Origin of the sequence: Cupriavidus campinensis, from assembly GCF_905397395.1 — a bacterium.
GTDB classification, from domain to species: Bacteria; Pseudomonadota; Gammaproteobacteria; order Burkholderiales; family Burkholderiaceae; genus Cupriavidus; species Cupriavidus campinensis.
On record NZ_CAJPVH010000025.1, the window covers coordinates 1 to 19996 of the forward strand.

At 66.4% G+C, this 19996-nt stretch carries 17 protein-coding genes; 8 read left to right on the forward strand and 9 right to left on the reverse strand.

Translation table 11 applies throughout. The features are described 5' to 3' along the window. The first annotated feature begins 221 nt into the window (after window positions 1-221). From KHO18_RS15425 to KHO18_RS15445, 5 genes are all read left to right on the forward strand, one after another. Window positions 222-1820, forward strand: coding sequence for a 3'-5' exonuclease family protein (locus KHO18_RS15425; RefSeq protein WP_211943474.1), 1599 nt, complete (start codon window positions 222-224; stop codon window positions 1818-1820). Window positions 1821-1925: 105 nt separating this feature from the next. After that, a complete protein-coding gene (locus KHO18_RS15430; protein ID WP_211943475.1) occupies window positions 1926-2339 on the forward strand; it encodes a hypothetical protein in 414 nt (137 codons plus the stop codon). Between the two features lie 81 nt (window positions 2340-2420). Beyond that, the gene (locus KHO18_RS15435; RefSeq protein WP_144197804.1) at window positions 2421-3101 is read left to right on the forward strand and encodes a TetR/AcrR family transcriptional regulator; all 681 of its coding nucleotides are present in this window, start codon (window positions 2421-2423) and stop codon (window positions 3099-3101) included. A 160-nt stretch (window positions 3102-3261) separates the two neighbouring features. Continuing rightward, window positions 3262-4260 (forward strand): Bug family tripartite tricarboxylate transporter substrate binding protein, encoded by a 999-nt coding sequence (locus KHO18_RS15440; RefSeq protein ID WP_144197803.1) that lies wholly within the window; start codon window positions 3262-3264, stop codon window positions 4258-4260. A 154-nt stretch (window positions 4261-4414) separates the two neighbouring features. After that, a complete protein-coding gene (locus KHO18_RS15445) occupies window positions 4415-5089 on the forward strand; it encodes a histidine phosphatase family protein (protein ID WP_211943476.1) in 675 nt (224 codons plus the stop codon). Window positions 5090-5113: 24 nt separating this feature from the next. Here the strand turns inward: KHO18_RS15445 and KHO18_RS15450 are convergent, their stop codons facing one another. Continuing rightward, complete coding sequence (locus KHO18_RS15450) at window positions 5114-5740, reverse strand: LysE family translocator (RefSeq protein ID WP_144197801.1); 627 nt, start codon at window positions 5738-5740, stop codon at window positions 5114-5116. Between the two features lie 250 nt (window positions 5741-5990). Between KHO18_RS15450 and KHO18_RS15455 the strand changes: the two genes are divergently transcribed. Next, entirely contained in the window at window positions 5991-8159 is a 2169-nt protein-coding gene (locus tag KHO18_RS15455) for an alpha/beta hydrolase domain-containing protein (protein WP_211943477.1), read from the forward strand. 81 nt (window positions 8160-8240) lie between these two features. Here the strand turns inward: KHO18_RS15455 and KHO18_RS28460 are convergent, their stop codons facing one another. Then, the gene (locus KHO18_RS28460; protein ID WP_244844824.1) at window positions 8241-8459 is read right to left on the reverse strand and encodes a hypothetical protein; all 219 of its coding nucleotides are present in this window, start codon (window positions 8457-8459) and stop codon (window positions 8241-8243) included. Between the two features lie 298 nt (window positions 8460-8757). On the opposite strand from KHO18_RS28460, the gene KHO18_RS15465 reads away from it, so the two are divergent. Both KHO18_RS15465 and KHO18_RS15470 read left to right on the forward strand, forming a co-directional pair. Next, complete coding sequence (locus KHO18_RS15465; RefSeq protein WP_211943478.1) at window positions 8758-11097, forward strand: mechanosensitive ion channel family protein; 2340 nt, start codon at window positions 8758-8760, stop codon at window positions 11095-11097. A 321-nt stretch (window positions 11098-11418) separates the two neighbouring features. Beyond that, complete coding sequence (locus KHO18_RS15470; protein WP_144197798.1) at window positions 11419-12603, forward strand: helix-turn-helix transcriptional regulator; 1185 nt, start codon at window positions 11419-11421, stop codon at window positions 12601-12603. A 49-nt stretch (window positions 12604-12652) separates the two neighbouring features. Here KHO18_RS15470 and KHO18_RS15475 read toward each other — a convergent pair whose 3' ends face one another. The 7 genes from KHO18_RS15475 to KHO18_RS15505 all read right to left on the reverse strand — a co-directional run bounded on the left by KHO18_RS15475 (window position 12653) and on the right by KHO18_RS15505 (window position 19996). Next, window positions 12653-12928: a hydroxyquinol 1,2-dioxygenase gene (locus KHO18_RS15475; protein WP_211943479.1), complete on the reverse strand. Its 276-nt coding sequence runs from the start codon at window positions 12926-12928 to the stop codon at window positions 12653-12655. A gap of 246 nt (window positions 12929-13174) precedes the next feature. Next, on the reverse strand, window positions 13175-13795 hold the full coding sequence (locus KHO18_RS15480; RefSeq protein ID WP_144197797.1) for a 2-hydroxychromene-2-carboxylate isomerase: 621 nt from the start codon (window positions 13793-13795) through the stop codon (window positions 13175-13177). Continuing rightward, window positions 13792-15117, reverse strand: coding sequence for an MFS transporter (locus KHO18_RS15485; protein WP_144197796.1), 1326 nt, complete (start codon window positions 15115-15117; stop codon window positions 13792-13794). Before KHO18_RS15485 ends, KHO18_RS15480 begins: the two co-directional genes overlap by 4 nt. 54 nt (window positions 15118-15171) lie before the next feature. Then, the gene (locus KHO18_RS15490; RefSeq protein WP_144197795.1) at window positions 15172-15951 is read right to left on the reverse strand and encodes an aldolase; all 780 of its coding nucleotides are present in this window, start codon (window positions 15949-15951) and stop codon (window positions 15172-15174) included. 117 nt (window positions 15952-16068) lie between these two features. Next, window positions 16069-16968 (reverse strand): LysR family transcriptional regulator, encoded by a 900-nt coding sequence (locus KHO18_RS15495; RefSeq protein WP_144197794.1) that lies wholly within the window; start codon window positions 16966-16968, stop codon window positions 16069-16071. 157 nt (window positions 16969-17125) lie between these two features. Continuing rightward, window positions 17126-18661 (reverse strand): SpoVR family protein, encoded by a 1536-nt coding sequence (locus tag KHO18_RS15500; RefSeq protein ID WP_144197793.1) that lies wholly within the window; start codon window positions 18659-18661, stop codon window positions 17126-17128. A 57-nt stretch (window positions 18662-18718) separates the two neighbouring features. After that, window positions 18719-19996 (reverse strand): YeaH/YhbH family protein, encoded by a 1278-nt coding sequence (locus KHO18_RS15505; RefSeq protein WP_144197792.1) that lies wholly within the window; start codon window positions 19994-19996, stop codon window positions 18719-18721.

Below are 19996 nucleotides of genomic sequence, written 5' to 3' on the forward strand. Positions count from 1 at the left end.
TATGAAGAACTATCTACGTTTCGTCAACAGGTCAGCGAAGTTTTTTTCGCTGCAGTCAGCGCTGCAAAACTGCTCAGCCCGACCACCCATCAACCCCGCAACCCTTGTCGCTGCTGCGTTTGCAGCGCGGTTTGTGTTGCGAGGGGGCGAATATTAAGGGAGCCAGCGCAGGCTGGCAAGGGGTTTCGCAAAAGAATTTTCGGGCGCAGTAGAATCGCCCCATGACGACACCGCCAGACCTGATGACCTACGTGCCCGAACGCCTCGCGAGCCGCGACGCCGGCGCCCTCGATGCGCACTCGCTCGCCACCGCCCTCGCGCGGCCGATCGTATTCGTCGACCTGGAAACCACGGGCGCCGATGCCCAGCGCGACCGCATTACCGAGATTGGCGTGGTCGAAGTCGGCCCCGACGGCATCCAGGAGTGGGACACGCTGCTAGACCCGCAGGCCAGCATCCCGTCGTTCATCCAGGGCATGACCGGCATTACTGAAGCAATGGTGCGCGGCAAGCCCACGTTCGAGTCGATTGCCGAGTCGCTGGCGGAGCGGCTGCAGGGGCGCCTCTTCGTGGCCCACAACGCGCGCTTCGACTACGGCTTCCTGAAGAATGCGTTCCGGCGCGCCGGCATCACCTTCCGCGCCGACGTCCTTTGTACAGTGCGGCTGTCGCGCGCGCTGTTCCCGTCGGTGGAGCGCCATGGGCTGGACGCGCTGATCGCCCGCTTCGGCCTGACGCCCAAGGGGCGTCACCGCGCGCTGGCGGACGCCGAACTGCTCTGGCAGTTCTGGCAGAAGCTGCATGGTCTGTATTCCGTGGATCTGGTGGAATCCGCCGTCAAGTCGCTGGTGAAGCAGGCGAGCCTGCCGGCCGGCCTGTCCGAGACCGCGCTCGACGAGGTGCCCGATCGTCCCGGCGTCTATCTGTTCTATGGTGACGAGGACGCGCCGCTCTATGTCGGCAAGAGCATTCACTTGCGCCAGCGCATCAAGAGCCATTTCTCGGGCGACCATCGCCACGAGAAGGAGATGCGCCTGGCGCGGGGTGTGCGGCGCGTGGCGTGGCACGAAACCGGCGGGGAAGTCGGCGCGCTGCTGATGGAGGCGCAGCTGGTCAAGTCACTGCAGCCGCTGCACAACCAGTTGCTGCGCCAGAACAGCGAGCTGTTCTCGTGGGAAATGCCCGATGGCCTGCCCGTGCCGCGCCTGCGCTCGGACCGGCACGTGGATTTCAGCCGCCATGCCAATCTCTATGGCGCGTTCGGCAGCCGCGCCGCAGCCCAGGCCCGCCTGCGCGAACTGGCGGAGGAACACACGCTCTGCCTGACCACGCTGATGCTTGAGCCCACGCACCGGCGCGGCAATCCATGTTTCGCGCGACAGCTGCATCGCTGCGCGGGCGCCTGCACGGGCGACGAATCGCGCGCGGCGCATCGGGAACGGACGATGGCCGCCATCGCCACGCTGGCGTTGCAGCCGTGGCCGTTCGCGGGCGCGGTGGCGTGGCGGGAATTGGATCATCCGCAGCAGCCGTGGCACGTGCTGGAGAACTGGTGCTACCTCGGGTCCGTGCCGGACCTCGACGCGGCGGCGGCCCTGCTCGCCGTGCCGGCCAGGTTCGATGTCGATACCTACCAGATCCTCGCGCCGCGCCTGGATGCCCTGCGCGCCTCAGCGGTGCCGCTCGCGTCGTCCCGGCCGTTTGCGCTGACGCCGCCGGAGCCGCCGGCGCCCACGCGCACCCCCGGCCCTTCGATCAAGCGACCAGCCCGGACAACCGAACGTTCCTCGGATACGCAAACCCTCACCCTGTTCGCCTGATCGGGGCCGGCAAGCAATGTGCGGCGGCGCGCATTGGCGCGTTGCCACCTGGGCGCCCACTCGGCTAGTCTGCCGAGGAGGGTTCGCTACCTAGATGGAGCCGCCATGCCCGCGTTGCCCCGCCTTCCTTTCGCCGCCGCCGTGCTCTGCGCGGCTGGCGTAACCATTGGCTGCACCGGCGTCGATGGCGGCGCCATGCATCGGATCTTCGCATCCTGGCAGGGCGCGCCCGTCGAGCAGGTGCAGGCCCAGTGGGGCCCGCCGCAGTCCGTGCAGAGCACGCCGGCGGGCACCGCCTATATATGGATCGACGAATTGCCGACGGCGCACCCGCCTGGCAGCGGCCCGCGCGATGCGCAGCTTGAGCCACCCGCCACCACGGCACGATGCCAGCGCAAGCTGCTGGCCGGCGCCAACGGCAAGGTCACCGGCGGGGAATGGAGCGGCAATGCCTGCTGCGTGCAGACACTGGTCGGCCAGTGCGCGGGACTGCCCCGCAAGGCCGAATCCGGATCGTAAACCCCAACTTGACGCTGCGGTATAGGAAACCGTAATGTGCGAACAATAGAACCGAATCCGAATTCGAATACGGAAACCGCCATGCAAGCTTCCTTTCCGAGTGTGACGAATAGCAACTCGCCGTCCACTGCCTTCCCCCGCATCGACACCCCCTCGATTCTCCAGCCACCCCGCCAGCGTCGCGCCAAGGAAACCGAACAGGCCCTGCTGACCGCCGGCCGCGAGCTGCTGGCGCAGCGCGACTTCGCCGCCGTCTCGGTGGCGCAGATTGCAGCCGCCTGCCAGGTGTCCGTGGGCGCCTTCTACGGACGCTTCCGCGACAAGATGGCGTTCTTCGATGCGCTGCGCACGCTGGTGATGGAAGAGACCGACGCCTCCGTGGCGCGCTATCTGGACGAAGGGCGCTGGGGCGAGACGCCGCCGCGCCAGATCGTCGAGAAGACGATGCGCTTCCTGCTGACCGGCTGCCACAACAACCGGGGCGTGATTCGCGCATCACTCAAGCACGCCACCACGCGCCCCGAGGAATGGCTGCCGCATCAGAAGAACGGCCAGGAAATCGTCGACCGGCTCGTGGCGCTGCTGGTGCCGCGCCTGCCCGTCCCTGCCGAGGAAGCCGAGCAGCGCGTGCGCTTTGCGATGCAGGTGGTCTTCGGCATGATCGTCAACGCCGTGCTGAACGACCCCGGCCCGCTCACGCTTGCCGATGAACGGCTGCCCGTGGAACTCACGCGCATGGTGGCGAGCTACCTGGACCTCTGAACGCCCCCGCCCGCCGTACCGTCACCGCCTCGCTTCACCCCGCTTCCCCGCTTCATCCCGCTTACCCGGACGGCCCTGCCCCCAATGGGGCCCGTCCGATCTCGCCGCAACATAGCGGCGCCGCCTGTTTTCAGGCCGGATATAACGTGGAGACAACACCATGAAGCATTCCATCGCGTCCCGCAGGAGACTGGCCGCGCGCGTTGCCGGCGTCATGCTCGGGCTGGTTTCACTGGCCACGCATGCGCAAGGCGACTACCCGACCAAACCGATTCGCCTGATCGTGCCGTATCCCGCTGGTGGCCTGACCGACACGTTGGCGCGCCAGGTGGCCGACGGGCTGTCCAAGCGCCTGGGCCAGACCGTCGTCGTGGAGAACAAGGGCGGCGCGGGCGGCATCATCGGCACGGATTTCGTCGCCAAGTCCGCCCCGGACGGCTATACGCTGCTGATGACGATTCCCGGGCCGATCACGTCCAACATCGCGCTATACAAGAAGCTGCCCTACGACCCCCGCACCGACCTGCGGCCGCTTTCGGACATTGCGATGGCGCGCACCGTGCTGACGGTGAACCCGACGGTGCCCGCGAAGACCGTCAAGGAGTTGCTGACCTACGCGCAGCAGTCGCCGGGCAAGCTGCGGATGGGCTCATGGGGGCCCGGCACCTTGCCGCACACCATCCAGGCCTATATGGACAAGACCTACGGCGTGGATATCCTCCACGTGCCGTATCGCGGCGAAGGCCCGCTGGTCACCGACCTGCTCGCCGGGCAGGTCAACATGACCATCAGTTCCGTGACCACGCTGCGGCAGTACGTCGCCACCGGCAAGCTGCGGGCACTGGCGGTGTCCGGCACCACGCGCGCCCGCGGCATGCCCGATGTGCCGACCTTCGCCGAAGCGGGCTATGGCGATGAGGCGTACAAGATCGTCGGGCCGACCACGTTGATGGCGCCCGCCAAGACGCCCGAAGCCATCGTCGAGAAGCTGGGCCGCGAGGTCGTCGCGCTGGTCAAGTCGCCCGAGTTCCAGGCGAAGATCGACGAGATGGGCGCCGAGCCCATCGGCAACACCCCGGCGGAAGCAGCGCGCGCCTACAAGGCCTACCTGCCGGTGGCCCTGAAGCTGGCCGCCGACACCGGAGTGACGCTGGACTGACCCGGGCCGCCACCTCCGGGCCGCCACCCCCGCGCCGGACAATGCAGCGCGGCGATGGCCGGTATGAATTCGGGAGCAGCTTGCTTTGCGGGCGGGGGGCAGGCTTCTAGAATCCGTCTCACGATGATTTTCCGGCGCGAGACGCCGCCTTCCCATGGCAACGCTATTCCTGGTCCGTCACGGACAAGCCTCGTTCGGGGCCGCCAACTACGACTGCCTGTCTGACGTGGGCCGCCAGCAGGCGCGCTGGCTGGGCGAGTATTTCCGCGACCGGGGCGTCAGCTTCCGGCGCGTGGTGGCCGGCACGCTGGTGCGCCAGCAGGACACCGCCACCGAGATCCTCGCCGGCATGGGGGCAGCCGATACCCCTGTGGCGTCCCATCCCGGCCTCAATGAATACGACGGCGAGGCGCTGTATCGCAGCTTCACCCAGGGGGCCGATCATCGCGCGCATCAGAACGGCGACTACCAGGACTACTGGCGCACGTTCCGCGCGGCGTTCGCGGCCTGGACGCAGGACTCGTTGACCGGCATGCCAGAGACCTGGACTGATTTCGGCGCCCGCATGCAGTCTGCGCTGGCGCATGCCACCGAGGGCGCGGCGCGCGAGGATGCGCTGCTCGTGGTCAGTTCGGGCGGCGCCATCGGCCGCGCCGTGGCCGACCTGCTTGGCGCGCCGACGCAGACCGCCATCGAACTGAACCTGCAGTTCCGCAATACCGGCTTCTGCGAACTGATTGTGGGACGCGGCACCCAGCGGTTGCTGAGCTTCAACAGCGTGCCGCACCTTGAGCACGCCGAGCGCCGCAAGGCGATCACCTTCGCCTGAGACGCCCGCTTCAGGCTACCCGCCTCAGCGCTGCGACAGCGCGAGGCGCCCCGCCAGCGCGAGGAACACCGTGCCGGCGAACCAGTTCATCGCCCGCTGCACGCGGGCCGAGCGCATCAGCACCCGGCCGAACACGCCCGAGAACCACGCAATCGCGCCAAAGACCAGCAGCGTGGCGAGGATGAACACGAAGCCGAACACCATCAACTGCAGCGCGACGTGCCCGCGCTCGGCCACCACGAACTGCGGCAGGAAGGCCAGGAAGAAGATCACCACCTTGGGATTGGTGAGATTCATCACCACACCACGCCAGTACATGCGGCGGGGCGGATGCCCATCGGCATGTTGCGGTGCCATCTCCCCCACCGGCGCGCGAAACGCCTGCCACGCCAGCCAGACCAGATAGAGCGCCCCGGCGATCTTGAGGACCGTAAAGGCCAACGCCGACGCCGCCAGCAGCGCGGCCAGCCCCACCGCCACCACCGCCGTGTGCACGAGCAGTCCGGTGCAGAGACCGAGCACCACGGTCAGCCCGGCGCGCGTGCCGTGCATGGCCGACTGGAGCAGCACAAAGATATTGTCAGGGCCGGGCGCAAGGCTCAGCAGAACGGCAATCCCGAGGAAAGTCAGCAGGGTGTCGATCGAAGGCATCGGTGCGCTCCGTACGTTGAGAGCGTCATGGTAGCGGAACGCCGCGCAGCGCGTTGCCCCCGGCGTGCCGCTGACCATCGATCTACATCCTCGATCAATTCATCCAAACAATCAATTTATCAGCTTAATCGGTCACTCCTACACTGCTCTCACTTCGACAGCGGTGCGCACGAACGGGCGGCGACCGCGCGCGGCAATCCTCACGGGCTGCCACGCAAGCAATTCCCGAACGACAACGAGGAGACAGACGATGCAAGCACGTGCACCGATGCGGCACGCGGTGGCGCTCGCCCTGACGGGCGCCATGGCCATGTTGACGGCCTGTGGTGGCAGCGACGACAACAACGGCGGCGGGAACAGTGGCGGCGGTGGCGCTGGCACGCCCCAGACGCATGCGCCCACGCAGACGCTCAAGATCACCGGCACACAGGACTTCGCGGGCAGCTACGGCAGCGTGGGGCAGTACGAGCAGTTGACGGGCACCATCAGCGGCGAGGTCGATCCGAAGGACCCCAGGAACGCCATCATCCAGGACCTGGCGCTGGCGCCCGTCAACGCAAACGGCATGGTCGAGTACTCGGCCGACTTCGTCATGCTCAAGCCCAAGGACATGAGCAAGGCCAGCGGCGTGCTGCGCTACGACGCGCCCAATCGCGGCAATATCCTGACCATGGTCAACCCCACCGCGAGCCCGAGCGACGCGGTCTACCTGGAGCGCGGCTACGTGCTGCTGTACTCGGCCTGGCAGGGCGATGTGCCGAAGTCCAGCCCGGCGCGGCTGACCGTGACGGTGCCGGTGGCGAAGAATGCCGATGGCACCTCGATCACGGGCACCTATCGGACCGAACTGGTGCCAGGCGCGGCCGCGCCGGCGATGACCCTGCCCGGCGGCGTGTTCAACGGCACCATGATCCCCTACGCGCCGGCCAGCCTCGACAACACCCAGCCCGGCTACTCGCTCACGCGGCGCGTCAACGAGACCGATGCGCGCGTGGCGATTCCCGCCAGCGACTGGAAATTCGCCACCTGCGACGCCGGCGCCAACGCCTTCCCCGGCACGCCCGACCCGGCCAGCATCTGCCTGCGCGGCGGCTTCGATCCGAAGTATCTCTACGAACTCGTGTACGTGGCGAAGGACCCGAAGGTGATGGGCGTGGGCCTGGCCGCGCTGCGGGACACCGTGAGCTTCTTCCGCAGCAAGGCCGCGGACAGTGCCGGCACGCCCAATCCGGTGGCGGGCCGCATCACTCACGCGCTGGGCCAGGGGACGTCGCAGTCCGGCAATGCGATGAAGACGTTCCTGCACCTGGGCTTCAACCAGGCGCTGGACGGCTCGAAGGTGTTCGACGGCATCTACGCCCACGTGGCGGCACGCCAGACCAATATCAATACGCGCTTTGCCGTGCCCGGCGGCGGGGGCGGCTTGCGCACCGACCACACGGCATTCGGCCAGACCGCACCGCGCGGCCTCGACAAGGACTACGTGGACGACATCTCTGGCACCAAGGGCGGTGTGATGGCGCGCTGCTCGGCGTCCAACACCTGCCCGAAGTTCTTCCTCGGCCTGTCCGGCACCGAGTTCTGGCAATTGCAGGGCTCCCCGGTGCTGACCGACGCCAACGGCTTCGCCGACCTGAAGCAGCCGGACAACGCCCGCATCTATTACTACGCGGGCGCCCAGCACGGCGGGGCAGGTGGCACGGCCAGCATCAGCTTCGCGCCGACGCGCAACGTCTACCCGGCGGGCACGGTGATCCAGCATAACGATACGTTCCGCGCGCTGTTCATCGACCTCGAAGACTGGGTCGTGCGCGGCACCACCCCGCCGGCGAGCCAGGTGCCGGCACTGGCCGATGGTTCGCTGGTACGCCCGGCCGACGTGGCCTTCCCCGCCATGAAGGGCGTGACGTGGGCCGTGAGCGGCGTGCAAACGGCGGTGCCTGACTTCCAGTACCTGGCGCGCTACAACCGCTATCCGTTGCTCGATTTCGGCCCGCAGTACCGGCGCGAGGACGAGTCCGGCATTGCCACGATGCTGCCGCCTGCTTACCTGAACCGCGACTACGCGATCCTGGTGCCGCAGGTGGACGCCTCCACGGGTATCCCGAAGGCCGGCATCCACAGCGTGGAGGCGCGCGCGCCGCTCGGCACCAGCGTGGAGTTCAACTATGTCGCCACGCCCGGTATCGTGGATCTGTCGAACCTGACGGGCTCATTCCTCCCGTTCCACAAGACCGAGGCGGCGCGTGTCTCGGCCGGCGACGGACGGCCCTCGCTCGAATCGCTGTATACAAACCAGGCCGGTTACGTGGCCGCGGTGACGGCGGCCGCCAACGACCTCGTGGCGCAACGCTTCCTGCTGCAGCGCGATGCCGATGCGATCATCGCGCGGGCGGTGGCCCAGCCGGTCCTGCCCTGACGCCAATGGAAAAAGGGAAAAAGGAAAAAGGCGCCGTGCGACAGGCACGGCGCCTTTTTCCCAGCGACCGGGCTTCGGGCATCAGCCACGCGCGCCGTCCAGATACGGGTCGAAGCTGCGCGCGCCATCGGTGAAGGCGTCGTGCGTGCGGAAGCCGTAACCGTACTGGTCTGCCGGCGCGCCGGTGCGGAACTGGTAGCCGTACTGATCGGCGGGCACGGTGCCAGCCTGGGCGGCGCCGAGGGTGGCCAGCGAAACGACCAGGGAAGCGGCGATCTTGAGGGCGGTGGTCTTGGTCATGATTTCTCTCCGATATGTCATTAAGTGAATTTGAATGTCTTCTGGTCGGCCGCCACATCGTCTTGCCTTGTCTTTGGCCTGTGTGCGCCGTCCATGGGTTGAATATTAGGCTTCCAAAGTGATTGATACGGAGACGAAGTTCCAATTACTTATTCAGTTTTTTTGAATTTTCGTCGATACCCGCTATACCGGCGCCATCACGCGCCATCACGCACCGGCGCGGGCGATGCGCTACAGTGGCGCGATCCTGTCTTTTCGCCCCACACGCGGCTGAGGCCCCTGCCGCTGCGCCCCTTTCATGCCCCGTATCTCGCATCGCCCTGACTGGCTGGCCTGGCTTTTCCTGTTGCTTGCTTGTGTGCTGCCGCTGGCTGCCCACGCCGCCGGCAGCCCGCTGGCTGCGCTCGCCCTGGGCACGCAGAAGCAGACCGCCCCGGCCTCGCCACCCGCTGCCGCGCCCGCCAGCGCGGCGCTCGCGCAGTCGCTGGACCAGGTCATCGCCACGTTGCAGAACGACACCGAGCGCCAGAATCTCCTGAATCAACTACAGACGCTGCGGCGCGGCGTGGCGGATGGCGCCTCGGCCCCCGTTGCCGCGTCGGATGTCGCGGCTGCGTCCGCGCCCTCGCCCGGACTGCTTGGCGCTGTCGCCAAGGCTCTCGAGGAAATCGACAAGGCGCCGGGCAAAGACCATGGCGCGTGGCAATACTGGGGCTGGCGCATCCAGTTCGCCGGGCAGGAATGGCGCGAGGCGCTGACCATCCAGGACACCCGCCCGGCGAGCGTGTCCGTGCGTGAGTTCGCCACCATCCTCGCCGGCTGGGCGCTGACCGGCTGGCTGCTCTGGGAGCTGTCGCGGCGCATCCACCGGAACCGCCTGCGGCCCGCGCAACCGGCCCACCTGCCCTCCGTGCCGTCATGGATAGACGTCGGCATCTATTTCCTGCGCCGGATCGGGCCGTGGGTCGTGGCATTCGCGATGACCGTACTGCTCGCGTACAAGGTCTACGGCCGTACGCCCGCCAGCATGGGCGGCGTGATGGTGGCGTATGCGATCGTGGCCGGCGCGATTATGTCCGCCACGTGCCAGGTGATCTTCGCGCTGTTCCACTCCGCGCACCGCTCGAACGCCGTGCGAGACCTGCTCAAGCACTCGCCGTGGCTGCTCTTCGTAACCGGTGCGCTGGCCGCGCTGGGCGAGGCCAGCACCGATCCCCGCGTGGTGACCGCGCTGGGCGTCAATCTCGCCGCACTCGTCGGCACCTTCGCCAACATCCTCGCCGCCATCCTGATTGCCTTCTTCGCGGTGCGTTTCCGCCGTGCCGTCGGCCAGTTGATTGCGCTGCGGCCGCTGGCATTCCGGCAGGCCCACCCGGCCATCGTGGACCTGCTGCGCCTGGCCGGGCACGCCTGGTATCTGCCGATGCTGGCCGTGGTGCTGTCCTCCGTGGTCGGCACCATCATGGCTACCGGGCACGCCGACGAGTTCCTGCGCCGCGCCGTGCTCACCGTGGCACTGTTCGTGGCGGCGCTGCTGCTGACCCTGGTGGCGGGCCGCTCGCCCAAGGCCACGGTGCGCGCCCCGCGCCTGCGGGACCGCCGGCGCTCGGCCTATATCCAGCGCTTTGCCCGCTTCGGCATTGCGCTGGTGCGGGTCATCATCTGGATGGCGTTCGTCGAGCTGGTGGCGCGTGTCTGGAATTCGTCGATCATCCGCCTGGCGGATTCCACCACGCTGGGCCGGCATATCACCGAATCGATCCTCAGCGTGGTCGGGGTGGTGCTGCTGGCGTGGCTGGTCTGGCTGCTGATCGACACCGCCATCACCCAGACCCTCACACCGGGCCACGGGCGCGGCCAGCAACCGAGCCTGCGCGCCAAGACCATCCTGCCGCTGGTGCGCAACGCGTCGTTCGTGGGGCTGCTGGTCATCGCCATGATTGCGGTGCTGGCCAACCTGGGTGTCAACGTCACGCCGCTGCTGGCCGGCGCCGGCGTGGTCGGCCTGGCCATCGGCTTCGGCGCCCAGAGCCTGGTGCAGGATCTGATCACCGGCCTGTTCATCGTGATCGAGGATTCCATCGCCATCGGCGATTCGATCGAGTTGCCCGACCACGCCGGCGTGGTGGAAGGCATGACCATCCGCACGGTGAAGCTGCGCGACGGCAAGGGCGCGCTGCACACGCTGCCGTACAGCCAGATCAAGGCGGTGAAAAACCTGTCGCGCGGCTATGCCTTCGCCGTGTTCAGCATTGCGGTGGGCTACGAGAGCGATATCGACCGCGCCACCGAGGTGATCCGGGCCACCGGCGCCGAGCTGGCCCGCGACCACCGCTACAGCCGCAACCTGCTCTCAGGGCTGGACATTCTCGGGCTCGACCGCTTCGACCCCAACGGCATCGTGGTGCTGGCGCAGTTCAAGACCAGGCCGCTGATGCAGGCCGAGATCACGCGGGGCTTCAACATGCGGCTGAAGCGCAATTTCGACGAAGCCGGCATCCGCATGGCCGCACCGCAGTTGACCGTGCGCGTGGATAACGGCGGGATCAGCCTGGATGGTGCCGGCGGCAAGACCGGCGCGGAGGCCGCCCCGCCAGGCGTCGAATTCGTCACGCGGGCCGCCGGGAAATCGGCTTGATGGCGGGCGGTTGTGCTGCATGGTCCCCAGATGTCACAAAGTTGTCGCATTTGTGCAATGCGGAGCCGGAACATTCGCCAGGAATGCTTTAAATATCGAGGAACGCGCATTACTATCACGCGAGCCCGCGCCACATCGGCCGGGACCGCGCCCGTGCCCGGCTCCCTCCCAAGGCGGGATGGCCCGATGCAAGGCTTGTGCGGGATCATCGTCGTGACGGCCGGCCAACCTCCGGCCGGCAGTATCCAAACATAAAACAGGGGACCACGCCTCGCCGCAGTGGTCCTGAGGAAAAGGCGTTTGCCACCGGGGGAAATGAGAATGGGCGAACACCCGTCTGCCGACGATGTCTTCCATCGTCTGGTCGATAGCATCTATGAATCCGCCATGGACGTGGCGGCCATGCCAGAGGCGCTCGACCTCTTTTCCCGTTACACCTGCACCGGCAGCCCGCGCTACCTGATCTGGGACAAGCTCGCAGGCCATGCACGCCTGGGCGTGACGCCGAACGGCTGCTACACCAGCCTCGGCACCATGCCGGACAGCATGCGCGCCCTGCCCGGACACTTCGCCACCGCAGACGCCGTGCCGGCGTCGGTCGCCATGGCGTCCGGCCCCGACACCCAACTGCTGACAAGACCCGTGGCAGCCGGCGGCGGCCTCTATGACTGCATGGGCCTCGCCCGGGGCGTGCGGCTATTCGACACCTCCGAAGTCTGCGTGCTGATGAGCGCCACCCCCGGTGGCGGCGACGACTTCATGCCCGCCGATCATCGCGAGCGCCGCCTGGCGCAGGTGATGCCGCACTGGGCCCGCGCCGCCCGCATGCAGCACCGCAACTTCGAACTGAGCGGCCTGGCTTCGCTGGGGCTGGCCGGCCTCGATACCCTCGACTTCGGCGTGATGGTGCTCCAGGCCGACATGCGCGTGCGCTACGCCAACAGCTGGGCCGAATCGCTGGTACAGGCCGACGCCAACCTCGCGCTCGACAACGGCGTGCTGCGCGCACGGCCGGAAACCTTGCAGGGCGTGCTGCGCGACCTGCTCCAGGCCGCCGTGCATGGCGGCCGCAACGGCGGCGCCGCCGCTGGGTCCTGGATGCATATCACCTCGGGCGGCCAGCCGGTACCGATCATCGTCATGCCGCTGGTTTCGCGCCAGCCGGTCGAAGGCCCGTGGCAACTGCCGGCGGCCATGATGCTGCTGGGGAACTCCGAGTCCCGCTCCGTGCTGGACGCCGCCGTGCTGACCTCGCTGTTCGGCCTGTCGAAGAAGGAAAGCATCATCGCGATCCGCCTCGCCGCCGGCGAAACGCTGAACGAAATTGCCGAGCGCGAGTTCCTCTCGCCCCATACCGTGCGCGTGCATATCCGCGACACGCTGCGCAAGACCGGCACGCACCGGCAGTCAGAACTGGTGCGGCTGCTGCACCTGCTGCCAGGGGTGGACCTGGAGCGGGCCGGGGCGTCGTCGACGGCCCGGCCGCGGGCGGCGCGGTTGCGATAACACCATCGCACTTCAGCCCCCTACGCAATCTCAGCTTCCAGCCGCGGCGTCAGGCGTAGGCGCCGTCGGTGAACGGACTGCGCTGGTCTTGCACCGAGCGGGCGCCGTCGAGATACGGGTCCGCCGAGCGCGCGCCTTCAGAGTAGGGGTCGCGGGCTTGCGTCGTCGAGCGGGCACCCTCGCTGAAGACATCCCGCGCGCTCTGCACGGCGCGGGCGCCATCGCTGTACGGGTCGCGGGCACCGAGGACGGAAGCTTGTGCGCCGACAGCGGCGGCAGCGAGGGCAACGGCGAGGACCAGGCGGGAGGTGAGGGTCTTGGACATGATCAGTTTCCTTGATGGATGCGTGAGCGGTTTGCGGTTGTCAGTGATGCCAAGGCAGCGATTCGCTGTGTCGTTGTCGCGTTGCGCTGCCATGGATGCTATTTAAATCCGCCCACGTATCGCGCTCGTGGCGTATTTACCCCCTTAGTGTCACGGCGCGTATCGCGCACACGGCCTGATACAAAGGCGTACAAGAGAAGAACTGGCGAGCAGCAACGTGCCGGATCGCCAGCTCCCCCCATAGGCCTACACCGTCAGACGCACCGCGACAGCCACCTCCAGCATGTGCAGCCGGTCCTGGCCCCAGAACAGCTCCCCATCGAAGACATAAGACGGCGATCCGAACACCCCGGCGGCCACGGCTTCGTCGGTATTGCGCCGGTATATCTCCCGGGTTTCCGCCGAGCGCGCCCGCGCGAGCGTCGCGTCCACATCGAACCCCTGCGACGCGAGGATCTCGCGTAGCGTGGTTTCCGAGGAGATATCGCGCTCCTCGCACCATTGCGCGCGGAGAATGGCCTTGTACAGCTCCAGCACCGGCAGCCCCAGCGCATCCACTGCGATGACGAGGCCGGATGCCAGGTCCGCGTTCGGGCACATGTACCTGGGCATCGGATTGACGTGGATATCCAGCTTGCGGCACCAGCGCACCAGCTCCGTGATGCGATATTGCTGCCGCTCCGGCGAGCGTTGGCCAAGCAGCACGCCCCCGGTTCGCGCATACACCTCAGGCAGGTTCACGGGCTTATGCCGGATCTCGACGCCCTGGCGCCGCGCCAGCGCATCGAGCCGGTCTGCGCCCAGATACGCCCAGTCCGAATTCATCCAGAAGTAATAGTCGATGACAGGTCGGTTCGCGCGGCTCATACGTGCCGGCTCCCGTTGACCGCCGCCACGGGTAACCCGCCGAGCGCCGTTTCCCGCATGCAGGCGGCACTCAGGAACGCGATGACGCTCAGCGCACCCAGATACCAGACGATATAGGTAGGGCTGCCGCCGCCGTACTTCAGCAGCGATGTGGCGACGATAGGCGCCAGGCCGCCCCCGATGGCACCCGACACCTGCACGGCGATCGAGATGCCGCTGTAGCGCACCTCCGCCGGGAACTGGGCGGCAAAGAGGCTGCCTTCCGGTGCGTAGAGGCAGGCGTAGACCAGCCCGATGGCAATGGCGAGCGCGATGGTGATATTGCGTGGATCCAGCGACTGCAGCAGGTCGAAGAACTGCGACGAGAACAGCAGGATGCCAACCGTACCGGCCATGAACACCCATTTGAAGCCAATGCGATCGGCCAGCATGCCGCAGAGGGGCATGGTGAAGAGCGCGATGGCAGCGCCCCAGACCGTGGCGTCGAGCATCACCGTCTTGGGAATGCCGAGCGTGCCGGTGGCATAAGCCAGCGCGAACGTGACCACCGTGTAGAACCACGTCACCTCGGCCAGCCGGCCACCCACCACGGTCAGCACCTGGCGCGGATACTGGCGCAGCACGACCATTGCCGGCATTTCCACTTTGTCGCCCTGCTTCTTCATCTGCTCGAAGTCCGGCGACTCGGCCACCTTGGCGCGAATGAACCAGCCTACCGCCAGCAGGACGACGCTCGCCAGGAACGGCACGCGCCAGCCCCACGTCAGCATGTCCTGCTCCGGCAGCGTCGCCACCATCCCCATCGCCAGCGACGACAGCACCAGCCCCGGCGCGACCCCGGCCTGCGGCAGGCTGCCAAAGAAGCCCTTCTTGCCTTCGGGCGCATGCTCCACGGCCATCAGCACCGCGCCGCCCCACTCGCCGCCGACCGCAATCCCTTGTAGCAACCGCAGCAGCACCAGCGCCACGGCAGCCCAGTAGCCGATGCTGTCGTACGACGGAATCAGGCCGATCAGGATCGTGGGAATACCCATCATGAACAGCGTGATCAGCAGCATCGACTTGCGGCCCATCCGATCGCCAAAATGGCCGAAGACGATGCCGCCGAGCGGCCGGGCGAAGAACCCCACCGAGTAGGTGGCGAAGGCCGCCAGCGTCCCCGTCAGGGGATCGAATGACGGAAAGAAGATCTTGTTGAAGATCAGTGCGGCAGCCGTGCCGTACAGGAAGAAGTCATACCATTCGATCGTCGTGCCCATCATGCTCGCCAGGCCCGCGGTGATATACGCGCGCCGTGAGCGCGCGCCAGGAATCTTGTTCATCGTAACGCTCCTTGGATTCGGGTAAGCCGTCGGCCATGCGCCGGCGGCAGGCACTCAGGCGGGCGGCAGCGGCGCGATGCCGTGCGTCTGGCGCGCCCAGTACGAGAACGTGGCGTTGACGATGGAAGGTTTGAGCAGGTAGTCGTGGGCCTCGCGGGCGAGTGCATCGTCCACGGGCGTCAGCGGGCCGAAAGCCTGCGCGCGAATCTGCATGCGCGCGGCGCGTTCGAGGTAGACCGACAGATAGGTGGCCTCCTCGCAGGTCTGGCCGGCGGTGAGGTAGCCGTGGTGCGCCAGGATGATCGACCGTTTGTTGCCCAGCGCGGCGGAGATGATCACGCCCTCCTGGTCCGCGATCGGCACGCCAGGCCACTCGCCCAGGAATGCACAATCGTCGTGCAGCGGCGTCATGTCCATCTGGGCGATGACCAGCGGCTGGCGCGCTGCGGCCAGTGCCGAGGCCCAGGGCGAGTGCGTATGGATGATCGAGTTGACGTCCGGGCGCGCGTCGTACACCCACAGATGGAAACGCGTGGCGGGGTTCGGCATGCCGTCACCCGTCAGCGTGTTGAGGTCTCGGTCCACCTCGATGAAGTCGTCCGGCGTCGCCTCGTCGAAGCCGAGGCCGAAGCGTAGCGTCCAGTAGGCGCCGGGGCGCTCCGACCGCACACTGATCTGGCCGGCCAGTCCCGCTTCCTGCTCGGTCATCGCCAGGATGCGGCAGGCGTAGGCCATGGTCTCCTGCATGGTGCGCGGCCTGTTGCGCAGGTGCCTGGCCATCTCGTTAGTGGCGCGCGTGTCGAAGTACGACTTGTCTCTGAGGGGGGCGTTCATGTCTTCTCTTCTCCGTGGAATGCCGGCCGGCAACCAGTGCGGCGGCATGAAGGGAAGTATGAAAACGAGGCGCCTGCCGTGCTATGCAGCCACGCGCATAGCTGCTATCTCACTGCGTCACGGCTTGAGGGTGCGGGCCACCTGCAAGGCCGAGGCGAGCAGGGTGTCGGCCAGCGGCAGCGCGTGGCGGGCGGCGTGAGTGACGGCCACCATGCGGCGACGCAGCAGCGGGCTGCGGATCTTCAGCTTGTGCAAGCCGTACTCGTGAAGCAGCTTGTCGGGTAGCCGGCACGGCAGTATGCAATCCCCCACGCCAGCGGAGACCAGCTTCAGGATGGCATCGACGGTCTCGGCTTCGGCCACATACGTGGGCTGCAACCCGGCGCTCTCCACCATCCGCCGCAGCGCGTAACCGTGCGGAAAGCCGACCAGCCGCAGCGGCTGGCCGCGCAAATCAAGCCCGTCGCCGGGGATGGACTGCGGCGCATCGGGCCGCTGCAGCGTGACCAGGCACATCTCATCCTCAAACAACGGATGTGTGGTCAGGGTTGCCGTATCGACCGCGGTGTCGTAGACCACGCCAAGATCAGCCTTGCCGCTCTCCACCAGCGCCACCACATCGGCAGAGCTACGTCCCATCAGCGAGAGATTGACATTGGGATGGGCGCTGACAAAGCTGGCCACCACATCGGCGATGAAGTAATAGCTGACGGTATGAACGACTGCCAGCCGGACGGTGCCCTGCGTGGTGCCGTGCGCATCGCGGATCGCATCCACAGCCTGGTCGATCGCGCGATAAGGCCCCTCAAGGGCCTCCTGCAGCTTCTGCCCGGCCTCGGTCAAGGCCACGCCGCGGCCCGTTCGCACGAACAACGGCTTGCCGAGCTGCGCCTCCAGCGTCGCCAGTTGCCGGCTGACACCCGACTGGGTCTGATCGAGATCCTCCGCCGCCTTGGACAGCGACTTGAGTTCGGCAATACGAAGAAAAATGCGGAGAAGACGGTCAGGCGTATCCATGGGAGCGGCTGGCTTCCATGGATGGGCCAGTTAAGTCATTTGTCGACACGGTACAGCAGCCGCGTGCGGCTGCAATGCGCAGATACCCGGCCCAGCCATGGGGCATGGCCGAGTCCGGGTATCAGTGCAGCAACGTTCGTGCCAGTAAAGCGCTCCGTTAAGCCGCCTTCCGATGCTGGTGCTTCCGCTCCGGCTTGCACTCGTACTTGAGTTCGCGCCGGCCGTCCTCGTACGCTACCTCGAGCCGCACGGTGAAGCCCCAGAGTCGCGTCACGTGGCGCACCACTTCGTCGAAGCTGTGCGCCAGCGGGCGGCGGTCGCTCTGCAGGTGACGCAGCGTCAGTGAGCGGTCCCCGCCCACGTCCACGTTTGTCACCTGGATATTGGGCTCCATATTGGAGAGATCGTACTGGTTCGCCAGCAGTTGGCGAATCGCGCGATACCCTTCGTCGTCGTGGATCGCCGTGACGCGCAGCTTGCCTTCGCGGTCGTCGTCGAGCACCGAGAACAGCTTCAGCTCGCGGATCACGCGGGGCGACAGGAACTGGAGCAGGAAGCTTTCGTCCTTGAAGTTGCGCATCGCGAAGTCCAGCGTCTGCCGCCAGTCACTGCCCGCGATTTCCGGCGCCCAGCGGCGGTCCTCCTCGGTCGGGTTCTCGCACATGCGCCGCAGGTCCTGGAACATCAGGAAGCCCAGCGTATAGGGGTTCAGGCCGCTGTAGTAAGGGCTGTGGTACGGCGGCTGGTAGATGACGTTCGTGTGGGCCTGCAGGAGTTCGAGCATGAAGGCATCGTTGACCAGCTTCTCCTCGTACAGCTGATGCAGGATCGTGTAGTGCCAGAACGTTGCCCAGCCTTCGTTCATCACCTTGGTCTGGCGCTGCGGGTAGAAGTACTGCGCGATCTTGCGCACGATGCGCACGATCTCGCGCTGCCACGGCTGGAGCTTGGGTGCGTTCTTCTCGATGAAGTACAGCAGGTTCTCCTGCGGCTCGGGCGGGAAGGCGATTTCCGGTTCCATCGCCTCCTCTTCCTCCTTGAGCAGGTGCGGCCGGTGCTTGGGCAGGGTGCGCCAGAGGTCGTTCACCTGCATCTGGAGGTAGCTCTCGCGCTCGGTCTGGCGTGCCTGCTCCTCGGTGATCGACAGCTTCTTGGGCCGCTTGTAGCGGTCCACGCCGTAGTTCTGCAAGGCGTGGCAGGAGTCCAGCAGCAACTCCACTTCCTGCTCGCCATAGCGCTGCTCACACTCGGCCACGTAGTTCTTGGCGAAGAGCAGGTAGTCGATGATTGCGTCGGCGTTGGTCCAGGTGCGGAACAGGTAGTTGCCCTTGAAGAACGAGTTGTGCCCATAGCAGGCGTGCGCGATGGTCAGCGCCTGCATCGGCATCGTGTTCTCCTCCATCAGGTACGCGATGCACGGATTGGAGTTGATCACGATCTCGTAGGCCAGGCCCATGTGGCCGCGCTGGTAGCTGCGCTCCGAGGCGAGGAAGTGCTTGCCGTACGACCAGTGGTTGTACCCCACCGGCAGCCCGGCAGACGCATAGGCGTCAAGCATCTGCTCAGCCGTGATGATCTCGATCTGGTTCGGATACGTGTCGAGCCCGAAGTCGCCGGCAATGCGGGCGATTTCGCGGTCGTAGCGCTGGATCAGCTCGAAGGTCCACTCCGAGCCCGTGGATAGGTAAGCCATGAACTTCCTCCCTTATCCCATGAACGTACGCGGATGCGCCGCCGTGCTGGCGCGCCGCTACCTGCCACCGGGCCAGGCGGCCCGCTTCTGGAAGAGATCGTGCAGCACCGGGTAGATCTCGTCGGCACCGATGATGCGCTGCATCGCGAAGTGCTCGAACTGGTTCTTCACCGTGAGATATTCCTCCCACAGGTTCTGCGGCTCCTCGGATGCCACCTCCACGTAGGCGTAGTACTGCACCAGTGGCAGGATCGATTCGCGCAGCAGCCGGCCGCACAGTTCGGAGTCCCCCGCCCAGTTATCGCCGTCGGAGGCCTGCGCACAGTAGATGTTCCACTGGCTCGCCGGATAGCGGTCGTGAATCACCTCGACCATCAGCTTGAGCGCGCTGGACACCACCGTGCCGCCCGATTCGCGCGAATGGAAGAAGTCTTCCTCATCCACTTCCTTGGCCACCGTATGGTGACGGATGAACACCACGTCAATCCGCTCGTAGTTGCGCTTCAGGAACAGGTACAGCAGCATGAAGAAGCGCTTGGCGAGGTCCTTGCGGCTCTCGTCCATCGAGCCGGACACGTCCATCAGGCAAAACATCACCGCCTGGGCCTGTGGGCGCTTCTTGAGCACGCGGTTGTTGTAGCGCAGGTCGAGCTTCTCAATGAAGGGCACGCGGTCCACGCAGGCGCGCAGGTGCCGCATCTTCTCCATCATCTCCACCGCCGTGTCCGTATACGGGCCGTTCTGCTCGATCTCCTCGCTGTAGGCGATTTCCAGCTCGCGCAGCCGCTTCTGGTACGGGCTCGACAGCGCGATCCGGCGCCCGAGCGAACTGCGCATCGTACGCAGGATGGAGAGATTCGATGGTGTCCCGTCGATGGAAAACCCGGCACGCACCTTGCGCACCTCGGCAATCTTGGCAAGGTGGCGCTTGGCCAGGTCTGGCAGCGCCATGTCCTCGAAGAAGAAATTCAGGAAGTCCTCGCGCGACAGCGTGAAGACGAAATCGTCCTCGCCCTCGCCGCTGTCGCTGGCCCGCGAGCCGCCGCCACCACTGCCCTGCTGCTGGCGATCGAAGCTGTCACCCCGGACGAACTTCTTGTTGCCGGGGTGAATCCACTCACGCTTGCCGCCCTGGCCGTGATGAAAAATCGGCTCGGTGATGTCCTTGACCGGAATGGACACCTGCCCGCTCTGCTCGATGTCCATGATCTTCCGGCCGGACACCGCCTTCGCCACCGCTTGCCGGATCTGCTCGCGGTATCGCTTGATGAAGCGTTGCTGGTTGACGGCACTCTTGTTGCCGCCGTTTTCGCGCCGATCGATGACCGTAGCCAT